This is a genomic window from Myxococcus sp. CA023 (assembly GCF_010998615.1).
In the GTDB taxonomy this organism is placed as follows: Bacteria; Myxococcota; Myxococcia; order Myxococcales; family Myxococcaceae; genus Myxococcus.
On sequence record NZ_JAAEAH010000001.1, the window covers coordinates 60,478 to 71,376 of the forward strand.

4 protein-coding genes are annotated in these 10,899 nt (G+C 70.1%); all 4 read right to left on the reverse strand.

All coding sequences use genetic code 11. The features are described from left to right. Positions 1–32: 32 nt before the first annotated feature. The 4 genes from F8M74_RS00135 to F8M74_RS00150 all read right to left on the reverse strand — a co-directional run bounded on the left by F8M74_RS00135 (position 33) and on the right by F8M74_RS00150 (position 10,598). A complete protein-coding gene (locus F8M74_RS00135) occupies positions 33–3,119 on the reverse strand; it encodes a type I polyketide synthase (RefSeq protein ID WP_228559241.1) in 3,087 nt (1,028 codons plus the stop codon). Between the two features lie 18 nt (positions 3,120–3,137). Further along, positions 3,138–7,742 carry a type I polyketide synthase gene (locus tag F8M74_RS00140; RefSeq protein WP_141252621.1) on the reverse strand — a complete coding sequence of 1,535 codons (4,605 nt, stop codon included), beginning with the start codon at positions 7,740–7,742 and terminating at the stop codon, positions 3,138–3,140. A 146-nt stretch (positions 7,743–7,888) separates the two neighbouring features. Further along, positions 7,889–8,920 (reverse strand): LLM class flavin-dependent oxidoreductase, encoded by a 1,032-nt coding sequence (locus F8M74_RS00145; RefSeq protein WP_141252620.1) that lies wholly within the window; start codon positions 8,918–8,920, stop codon positions 7,889–7,891. A 229-nt stretch (positions 8,921–9,149) separates the two neighbouring features. Beyond that, on the reverse strand, positions 9,150–10,598 hold the full coding sequence (locus F8M74_RS00150) for a hypothetical protein (protein ID WP_141252619.1): 1,449 nt from the start codon (positions 10,596–10,598) through the stop codon (positions 9,150–9,152). Between the last annotated feature and the right edge of the window lie 301 nt (positions 10,599–10,899).

Consider the following 10,899-nt stretch of genomic DNA (forward strand, 5'->3'; position numbering starts at 1 on the left):
GGCTGTCTCTCAAAAGGGGTGTGGACGCGCGGCTAACGGCTGGCCGCGCCCTCCTTGGCGGTGAGCTCGGCCAGCATTCGCAGCAGGGCCTCCACCTCCGGGTCGTCATGGCCGGGGCTCTTGCGCTGCTCGGCCACCAGGGCCGCCAGTCGAGCCACCGTCGGCGCTTCGAATAGCGATTGCAGCGGCACCGTGAAGCCGAAGGTGTCCCGCAGCCGTCCCACCACCGTGGTGGCCAGCAGGGAGTGTCCACCGAGCGCGAAGAAGTCGTCGTGGACGCCCACCGGTCGCACGCCCAACACCTCCTCCCAGATGCGCGCCACCACCTGCTGGTCCTCGGTGTCGGGAGCCACGTAGGCCACGGCCAATGCAGGGCGGGAGTAGCCCGCGGCGGGAGCTTCGTCGGGCTCCTCCGTATCGGGGGCGCGCTCCGCGGACGGCGCGGCGGCCAGGGCGCGGTGCCCGTCGGGGGAGACCCAGTAGCGCTTGCGCTCGAAGGGGTAGGTTGGCAGCCCGACGCGTTGGCGCCGTGCCTCGCCGTTGAAAGCGTCCCAGTCCACATCCACGCCGGACAGCCAGAGCTGTCCCAGCGCGCCGAGCAGCACGGCCGTATCCGCCTGCCGCGTGTCCGGATGACGGAGCGATGTCACCGTGGTGGGCGCCTGCCGGAGCGCGCCAGGCTGGGACGCGAAGGTGGTCAGCGTGCGGCCGGGACCGACCTCCAGGAGCACCTGCGCGGGTTGCAGTTGCGCGAGCCCCGCGGCGAAGCGCACTGGCTGACGCAGGTGGCGAGCCCAGTAGGCCGGGTCCTTCGCTTCGGCGGCCGTCACCCACGTGCCGGTGACGTTGGAGAGGAAGGGGATCTGCGGCGCGGACAGCTTCATCCGGCGCAGGCGCTCGGTGAAGGGCGCGACGATGGGGTCCATCATCGCCGAGTGGAACGCGTGCGAGGTGTGCAGGCGACGCGACTGGACGCCACGTGCGTCGAGCCGGGCCTTCAGCGCGTCCACGGCGTCGTCGGGGCCGGCGACCACCGTCATCGACGGCGCGTTCACCGCGGCCACGGACAGCCGCGCATCCAGCGACGACACCAGCTCCGCTTCCGACAGCGCGATGGAGAGCATGGCGCCCGGCGGCAGGTCCTGCATCAGCTGGCCCCGCGCGGCCACCAGGGCTAGCGCGTCCGGCAAGGTGAAGACGCCCGCGAGGCACGCGGCCACGTACTCACCGATGCTGTGGCCCACCATGGCCTCGGGCCGCACGCCCCAGGACATCCACAGCCGCGCGAGCGCGTACTCGATGATGAAGAGGGCCGGCTGGGCCAACCGCGTCTGCTGCAACTGCCGCTGGGCTTCCTCGGCGCGGTCCGTGGCAGGGAAGAGGACTTCGCGCAGATCCAGCTTGAGGTGCGGGATGAGCCGGGTGGCGCAGTCGTCCACGTCCGCGCGGAGCCCACGCTCGTTCTCGTACAAGCCCTGCGCCATGCCCGCGTACTGCGCGCCCTGGCCAGGGAACATGAACACGGTGGGGCGGCTGGTGCGCTCCTCGGTGGCGGAGAGCTGCCGGCTGATGTCGCCCAGCGCCGTGAGCGCGTCCTCACGCCCCTGACAAACGATGGCGCGGCGGTGCGGGTGGCGCCGCCTGCCCACCTGGAGCGTGTACGCCACGTCCGCGGGCTCCAGGCCCTTGTTCGCGCGGAGGTGCTCCTCCAGCCGGGCGGCCTGCGCGGCGAGCGCCGTGGGCGTGCGCGCCGACAGGACCAGGAGTTGGTGCGGGCGCGTGGACGGAGCCGGAGCCGGAGCGCGGGAGGGCGGCTCCTCCAGGATGACATGGGCGTTGGTGCCGCCCATGCCGAAGCTGCTCACGCCGGCACGCCGAGGCTCGCGGGCGGGTGCCTTCCACTCGCGCAGCTTCGTGTTGACGTAGAAGGGGCTCGCGTCCCAGGGGATGTTGGGGTTCGGCGTCTCGAAGTTGAGGCTGGGGGGCAGCTTGCGGTGCTTCAGCGCCAGCGCCGTCTTGATGAGGCCCGCCACGCCCGCCGCCGCGTCCAAGTGGCCCAGGTTGGGCTTGATGGAGCCCAGGGCGCAGGTGCGCGGTCCGGCCGCCTCGTCTCCGAAGGCGCGGATGAGGGCCTGCACCTCGATGGGGTCTCCCAGCGCGGTGCCGGTGCCGTGCGCCTCCACGTAGCCGATGCTCCCGGCCGATACGCCCGCGCTGCCCAGGGCCTCGGAGATGACGGCGGCCTGGCCCTCGACGCCCGGCGCGGTGTAGCCCACGCGCGCGGCACCGTCGTTGTTCACCGCGGAGCCCTTGATGACCGCGTAGATGGGGCTGCCATCGGCAATCGCATCTTCCAGGCGCCGCAGCGCCACCACGCCCGCGCCGCTGCCGAAGACGATGCCCTTGGCCTGCGAATCGAAGGGGCGGCAGTGCCCGTCCGGCGACAGGATGCCGCCATCCACGTAGCGGTAGCCGCCTTGAATCTGGAGGTTGATGGACACGCCGCCCGCGAGCGCGACGTCACACTCCTGGTTGAGCAGGCTCTGGCAGGCGACGTGGACCGCGACCAGCGACGTGGAGCACGCGCTCTCGATGTTGAAGCTGGGGCCGCGCAGGTCCAGCTTGTAGGCGGCCCGCGTGGTGAGGAAGCTGCCCGCGTTGCCCAGGTTGAGCTGGAGCGGGTCCGCCGTGCGCATCAGCTCCGCGTTACCCAGCAGGTTGAGCAGCAGGTAGGTGCTCAGGGCCTGTCCGCCGAAGACGCCCACCAACAGCTCGGGAGGCGGAGCGCCGTAGCCCGCGTCCTCCAGCGCCTCCAGCGCGCACTCCAGGAAGAGGCGCTGCTGCGGGTCCATGACCTCCGCCTCGCGCGGCGTGTAGCCGAAGAAGGCCGCGTCGAAGCCCGCCACGTCGTCCAACCGTGAGGCCACCTTCACGAAGTGCGGATCCTTCAGCACCTCGGGGGGCAGGCCCGCCTTGAGGACTGCCTCGTCCGAAAGCGGCTCAATGGACTCCACGCCGTCGCAGAGGTTGCGCCACAGCTCCTCCAGGCTGCGCGCGCCCGGGAAGCGCCCGGCCATGCCGGTGATTGCGATCTCCATCCCCGTGTTGCTGTCCGACACGCTGTCCCCCTCTCGCACTCAGTTCCCCGACTGGCGCCGCTGCTGGATGAGCTCCCGACGCCTGGCTCCGCGGCTTCGTCGGTCACTGGTGGTGGCCGAGGCCTGTTCCTGCCCTCGAGTCAGCAGCCGGGCCATGGCGCTGAGCGTGGGGTTCTCGAAGAGCGCAACCACGGGCAGGTCCTTGCCGAAGCGGCGCTTCACCTCGTTGATGACCTTCAGGCCAATCAGCGAGTTCCCACCGAGCTCGAAGAAGTTCTCGTGCAGCGCCACGCTCTCCACGCCCAGGAAGCGCTGCCAGATGTCCGCCAGCTCGCGCTCCGCCTCGTCCATGCTGGCGGGCGCCGTGCGCTCCGTCGTCAGCGCGGCGTCCGTCTCCATGGGGCCCATCAAGTCCTGGAGCAGCGAGGCGCTGCGCGCCATGGCCGCTCGCAGGTCCTCGGTGGACACCACGACGTGGGTGGGGGCCTGCGCCAACACGCGCTCGAAGACGTCCACACCCTCGGCCGGTGTCAGGGCATGGGCCAGCATCGCCTCCCGCATCGGGTTGGCGCCGTCCGGCATCTGCGTCGTTACGGCCTGGCCCACCTCGCGCCAGGTGTCCCAGCCCAGGGAGATGATTGGCACGTTCCCCGTCGCCGCGGCCTGGTGAGCGAAGGCATCCTGGAAGGCGCATGCGGCGCTGTGGTCAATCTGCCCGGGCTCCGCCGTGTAGGCGGTGCGAGACGAGCAGAGCACGAAGAAGTCCAAGGGCGTGTCGCGCAGCAGCGCGTGCAGGATCCACGTGCCCGACACCTTGGGGCGCAGGACGTCCTCCACGGCCTTCTGGGTGCGGAGCTGGGCAAGGCCGCCCGCGGGCACGCCCGCGGCGTGGATGACGCCGTGGATTTCGCCAAAGGCCTGTCGCGTCCGGCGCAGCACCTCGGCCATCTGCTCGGCGTCGCCCACGTCCGCCGGGAGGACCAGGACCTCGGAGCCCAGGGACTCCAGCGCCAGCACCTGGCGAATCCGCTGACTCACCCGGTCCTGCTCACCGTGCTCGGTGAGCCACGTGTCCCAGGTGTCACGTTCCGGCAGGGGATTGCGGCCCACCAGCACCAGCCGGGCCTGGACCTGCCGCGCGAGCGACTCCGCCAGCACCAGGCCGATGCCACCCAGGCCGCCGGTGATGAGGTACGTGCCTCGCGGACGCAGGCGCGACGGCGCATCCGCAGCGGGCGCGGAGATGCGCACCTGCTCGATCGACTGTTCCCAGCGGTTCGGGCCTCGGAGCGCCACGGCGCCGTTGGAGGAACCCGTGGCCAGCTCGCCCACCAGCCGCGCCACCAGGGCATGGCGCGTCTTGCTACAGCTCGGGGCCTCCACGTCGATCGACCGACATGACAGGCCCGGCACCTCGTGCGGCAGCACGCGGCAGGCGCCCAGGAGCGTGGCCTTCTCCGGAGCCAGCACCTCATGTCCGGTGACGGCCTGCACGCCGCTGGAGACCACCGTGATTTGCACGGGCCCGGACGCGCCATGGCCAGCCAGGGCCTGTGCGAGGAAGAGCAGGCTGAAGAAGCCGGTGCGCTGGGCGTGCTCCACGCCCGCCAGTCCTTCTCCCGCGGAGTCCACGCTCCACAGGTGGACGATGCGCTCGGGCCGGCAAGAGTCCTCGGCGAGCGCGTTCAGCAGCGCCGCGTAGGTCTCCGGGCGGGTTGGGTCCACTTCGAAGGCGCCGTCATCCACTCGGCGGAAGTCGGAGCCCTGCGACACCCGGGTGACCCGGCCGCCGCTCTCCGCCAGCCGTGTCGCCAAGGCGTCTCCCAGCCCGCCGGTGTCGGTGAAGACGAGCCAGTTCTGGGGCGCGGCGGTGGTTGCTCGCAGTGCGAGCGTGCGCTTCCAGGAGGGCAGATAGAACCAGTCCGCCGCGTCCTTGCGCCGGGCGAGCGAGACGTCGCTGGCGATCGCGATGCCGGCTGCATTCGGTTCCAGCCAGTGCCGCTTGCGCTCGAAGGGGTAGGTGGGCAGCACCACGCGCCGGCGCTGCTCTCCGGCCTGGAGACGCCGCCAGTCCATGGGCACGCCCGCCGCCCAGAGCCGGCCCAGCGTGGTGAGGACGAAGCGCATGTCGGAGCCGGGCTCACGAGGCGCCCGCATCGACGTGAGCACCACGGTGGGCTGGCCGCGCTCCACCTGCAGGCGCGCGAGCGAGCCCAGCGTCCGCCCGGGACCGACCTCCAGCAGCACGCGCGACGGGTTCTCCAGCAGGCAACGCACGCCCGGACCGAAGCGCACCGTCTGCCGCAGGTGGCGCACCCAGTACCTCGGGTCGGTGGCCTCCTCCTCGGTCACCCATGTCCCCGTGACGCCAGAGACGAAGGGCTGCGTCGGCGTCTGGAGCTTCAGCCGCCCGACGAAGGCCGCGAACGCCGGCAGGATGGAGTCGATGAGGTGGGAGTGCGCGGCCACGTCGATGTGGACGCGGCGGTGCTCGATGCCTCGCGTCGCCAGGTCAGCGGAGAGCGCATCCACCGAGGCGGTGTCGCCGGCCACCACGCATTGCGACGGTCCGTTGACGGCGGCCAGGGAGAGGTGCTCGCCCAGCATCGGCTGCAGCTCCTGTTCGGACAGGGCCACGCTCACCATCGCGCCGGAGGGAAGCTGCTCGAAGAGGCGGCCACGCTCGGCCACCAACGCCAGCGCGTCCTCCAGCGAGAAGACACCCGCGAGGCAGGCGGCCACGTACTCGCCCATGCTGTGGCCAATCATCGCCTCGGGCCGGATGCCCCAGGACTCCCACAGCCTGGCCAGCGCGTACTCCACCGTGAAGAGCGCGGGCAGGCCCACGGAGGGACGAGGAAGGGGCGCGCCCGCGTCCGCGTCGCCCGCCGGGTACAGCACCGTGCGCAGCGACGGTCCGCCGCGGCGCTGGAAGATGGCGGCGCACGCGTCGAAGGCTTCGCGGAAGGCGGGCTCCTTCTCGTACAGCTCCTGCCCCATGCGCAGGTGCTGCGCGCCACCGCCGGGGAAGAGGAACACAACTGAGCGGCCACCGTCCTTGGCCACGTCCGTGAACACGCGCTCGGGGTTCACCTCGGACAGCACCGTGGCCGCGTCCTCGCCACTCTCGCAGACCACCACGCGCCGGTGCGGGAAGGCCTTGCGGCCAATCTGGAGGGTGTAGGCCACGTCCGCCAGGGATTGCTCGGGGTGCGCCTTCAGGTGCGTGCCCAGGTTCTGGGTGAGCGCGTCGAGCGCGGCCGGCTTCTTCGCGGAGAGCACCAGCAGCTGCCATGGCCGCGACGGACCGGAGGGCGCCGGGGGCGGCGGCGCTTCCAGCAGCGAGTGGGCGTTGGTGCCACCAATGCCGAAGGAGCTCACGCCCGCGCGGCGCCGGTGGTCATGCGGCTGCCAGTCCCTCAACGCGGCATTCACGAAGAAGGGGCTGCGCGCCCAGTCGATGTTCGGGTTGGGCGTGCGGCAGTGGAGGGTGGGGGGAATGCGTCCGTGCTCCACCGCCAGGGCCGTCTTGATGAGCCCCGCCACGCCGGCCGCCGCATCCAGGTGGCCGATGTTCGACTTGACCGAGCCGAGCGCGCAGAAGCTGGTGGCCTCGGTGCCGGCGCGGAAGGCGCTCGTCAGCGCGGAGACCTCGACCGGATCTCCCAGCAGGGTGCCGGTGCCGTGCGTCTCCACGTAACCCACGGTGTCCGGCGTCACGCCCGCCAGGGCGTGGGTGCGGGCGATGACCTCCGCCTGTCCCTCGGCGCTGGGCGCGGTGTAGCCGAGCTTCGAGGCACCGTCGTTGTTGATGGCGGAGGCCCGGATGACGGCGTGGATGTGGCTGCCGTCCGCGAGCGCGTCATCCAGCCGCTTGAGCACCACCACGCCCACGCCGCTGCCGAAGAGCGTTCCCTGGGCCTGTGCGTCGAAGGGACGGCAGTGGCCGTCCGGCGACGCGATGCCACCGGGCTGGTGCACGTAGCCCGTGCGCTGGGGCACGTCCACGGACACGCCGCCCGCGATGGCCACGTCACACTGGAAGCCCATCAGTGACTGGCAGGCCAGGTGGGTGGCGACCAGCGACGTGGAGCAACCCGTCTGGACATCCAGGCTGGGGCCCTTGAGGTCCAGGTGGTACGCCAGCCGCGTGGCGAGGAAGTCCTTGTCGTTGCCAATCATCACCTGGAAGCTGTCGCTCGACTCGAGCAGCTCCGGGTGCGTGCGCAGGTTGAAGAGCAGGTACGTGCTCAGGCTCGTGCCCGCGAAGACACCCACCGAGCGCGACTCCGTATCCAGTCCGTGGCCCGCGCGCTCGATGGCCTCCCACGCGCACTCCAGGAAGATGCGGTGCTGCGGATCCATCAGCGCCGCCTCGCGCGGCGAATAGCCGAAGAAGCTCGCGTCGAACGCGTCCACCTGGTCCAGCACGGCCCCGGCGCGCACGAAGCCCGGCTGTCGCAGGCGCTCCTCGGGAACGCCGCGTGCCTTCAGTTCGTCGTCCGTGAAGAAGCGGATGCCTTCCACACCCTCGCAGAGGTTCCGCCAGTAGGTCTCCACGTCGGGGGAGCCCGGGAAGCGGCCCGCCATTCCGACGATGGCAATGGCCAGATCGTCGCCTTCACTCAGGTTGTCTTCGCTCATGGCTGTCGACGAACTCACGTTCAGGAAGCGAGGTGGGGTAGCGGCCCGGCGGCATCACGCACATTCCCCACGGAGCCCTCATGCCGCAGGGCTCAGGGCGGTGACCGTGACGCGGGGCAGGGCTCCGCGTTGCGCGGAGGCGCGGCTCAGCTGGCTGCCTGGGCGGCGGGCGGCGTGCTCGTGAGAGAGAACGCGTCAGCGAGCAGCTCGTAGCTGCGCAGCCGGGCGCGATGGTCGTGGACGATGGTGGTGACGAGCAGCTCGTCCGCCTGGAATTCGGCGGCCATGCGCAATAGCTGTTCCTTCACCTGGTCCGGTGAACCACACACGACGCGCTTGCGGTCGAACTCGAGCGTGGCCAGGTCCTCGGGCGTGTAGGCGTAGGCCTCCGCCTCCTCGATGGAAGGAATGGGCGCCTCGGGCCGGCCCCTGCGGGTGTTGATGGTCAGCAGGTCGCTGCTCCGGGCTATTCGCCGGGCCTCCTGCTCGGTCGGGGCACAGATGACGTAGACGCTGACGGCGGAGTTGGGCGCCGCCTGCACGTGCGAAGGCTGGAAGCGCTCGCGATACCCCCGCGTCACCGGACCGCCATGGATGGGGTTGAAGAAGTGCGCGAAGCAGAAGGACAGACCCAGCCGGGCCGCGAGCGCGGCGCTCTGCTCCCCCGAGCCCAGGGCCCAGACCTGCGGCATGCCCGGCGCCATGGTCTTCAGGCTCAGCTTCTCGAACTCCGGCGTCGCGGGCGTGGTGCCCGACAGGAAGGCGACGAGGTCCTCCAGCTTCGTGGGGAAGTTCTCGTTGTTCATCGGCGGGCCGTAGGCCAGGGCGCGGGCCACCAGGTCCGTGCTGCCCGACGTCCGTCCGATGCCCAGGTCGATGCGGTTGGGGTGGAGCGTCTCCAGCAGCCGGAAGACCTCGGCGACCTTGAAGGGGCTGTAGTTCGACAGCAGGACGCCGCCCGTTCCCACCCGGATGCGAGACGTCGCCGCCGCGACATGCGCGACGAGGATTTCCGGCGCCACGCCCGCGAAGTGTCCTGAGCCGTGATGCTCCGCGAGCCAGAAGCGGTGATAACCGAGCTGCTCAGCGGCTCGGGCCAGCTCCACCGTGTTTTGGAAGGCCGCACGTGTCTGGGAGCCGCTGGCGACGATGGAGTGATCGAGAACACTGAGCTTCACGGCGAGCGTTCCTTCCCGGGCAGACGACGCCCTCGGGGCCGCTTCGAGACGGGCCGAGTCGTCGCGTGTCCGCGTTTCAAGATGGTGACAAAGCCTATAGTAGCGCGGCCAGCTGCGACAAATGGGTTTTGGTTGATTATACTTGAAACTTGAAAATAGGCGGCAGGCCGGAGTGAGCCTGATTACCAGGGGCTCTTTCATTCCCCGAGGCTCGGTGTGACACGGGCTGTTACTCGACGACGACGAGCGCGCACATCAACGCGCCTTGGGTCGCGTTGACCACGTCCTTGCCCTGACCGGTGGGGTTCAGTCGGACCATGGTTCCGCCGTAGCGCTCACCGAAGACAAAGGCGCCCCAGATGAGGATGTGGGGGCCCACGGCGCCGTCGTCCCGCAGGAAGTGGTAGGGGCGGGGCTCGATGCGCTCCTGGACAATCCACCCGCCGTGCTCCAGGGCTTCCTGGATGGCGGCGTCCCAGTCCTCGGCGCTCATCGCGCGGCCAATCAGCACCGACTTGCCGCCATAGGCGCGGCCCGCCTTGAGCACCAGGCCTTCGCGCTTCGAGGCGGCGAGCTCGTCAGGCAGCCACACGGAGGCGCCGTCGCGCGTCGTCTGGGTGGAGCGCACGCGGCGCGTCCAGGGAATGTGCCGACGGATGAGCTCCCGCTCCTCGGGAGTGAGCGCGAGTGACGTCTCGTTCTCCGACAGCAGCGCGATGTTGAGCTTGTCGTCGAGCAGCTCCTGCGCTGGACCGTTGTAGAGACACAAGGTGCGCGCGGCGAGCGCGGCGCGGACGCGGGCGTCGAAGTCCGGGCCCACCACTTCGAGCCGATCTCTCGCGTCATGTTCCTGCACGGCATGCAGCCGCCGGCCGCGCATCGTGAAGCAGTGGCCCTCCGCGTCCTTCACCTCGCTGTAGGTGCCGATGAGCACCTCGCCCTTCGCGCCTTCAGCATCGAGCAGTTCGCTCAGCGTGCTGTTGAGCAGCAGCGTCGCCATCTCCCTGCCCGCGGCTTCGGGCAGCTCGTTGTCGGGGAAGAGCACGGCCAGGTTGCATTCGCCCTCCCACGCAACGGTCCGTCGCACGTCCTCGACGACATGACCCAGGAAGGCGCGCAGCGTGTCCTGCAGTTGGATGCGCAGGCCCTGCTCCTCGGTGAAGCGCTGGAGCACGGGCTGGTCCATCACCACCTGAGCCTTGAGCCCCGTCTCCCAACCGCCCAGGCCCGCCATCATGTTGACCTCGAGGCACTTGAGGCCGTCGGCCGAGTCGATGAAGTCCCCACGGCTGAGCGCGCCGCGCGCGTCTTCCGTGTTGGCCAGGACCTCCGCCGCCACGCGCGCCCGTTCCAGCGAGACACCGTAGTAGTCGGCGATGCGCCGAGGGTCGCCGTCCAGCAACAGCCGAGGCCCGCGCTTGATGAGCCGGCAGAGCTTCACCGAGACCTCCTCCAGCTCACGGTTGCGGCGCGAGTCGATGAGGAGCGGCCACCGATGCAGCTCGTAATACATCAGCGGTGATGCTTCGAACTTGTGGAAGCGGTGCCGCGCGAACACCTCGGGCGTCCGCTCCGCGAACTTCAGGAAGGCCACCGCCGCCGCGGACAGCTCACCGTGCAGCGCCTGGATTTCATCGGAGAACTTCAGCTCGCCTGGGGACCCGTGGACGTGTGGCATTTTTCGCGTAATAGCACTTTGTCTTAGAGTACGTATAAAGCGGATGTTTTACGTACCCGAAGCGACGGCGGCTCACGCGGAGGCTTCAACCTTCCGGGGCGTCGGCTGAGCTGATCCCGCAGCGCGAACGGGGTGTTGGTCTGGAGCCGCGTCAGCAGCCGCTGCGCTCCGATGTGCGCGAGCCCAGCATCAGGACTCCGGACGAAAACCGGAATGTGGGTGCTCATAGCTTATGCTGCGCGTTCCCCCCCAGCGAAGGTCTCCGGCTTTTCCACAGCTCCGCCCCTTGGAACCTCTCACC

Bases quoted from the DNA above. Each gene is read 5' to 3' on its own strand.
- F8M74_RS00140 (WP_141252621.1), bottom strand. From the start codon at position 7,742: ATGAGCGAAGACAACCTGAGTGAAGGCGACGATCTGGCCATTGCCATC.
- F8M74_RS00150 (WP_141252619.1), bottom strand. From the start codon at position 10,598: ATGCCACACGTCCACGGGTCCCCAGGCGAGCTGAAGTTCTCCGATGAA.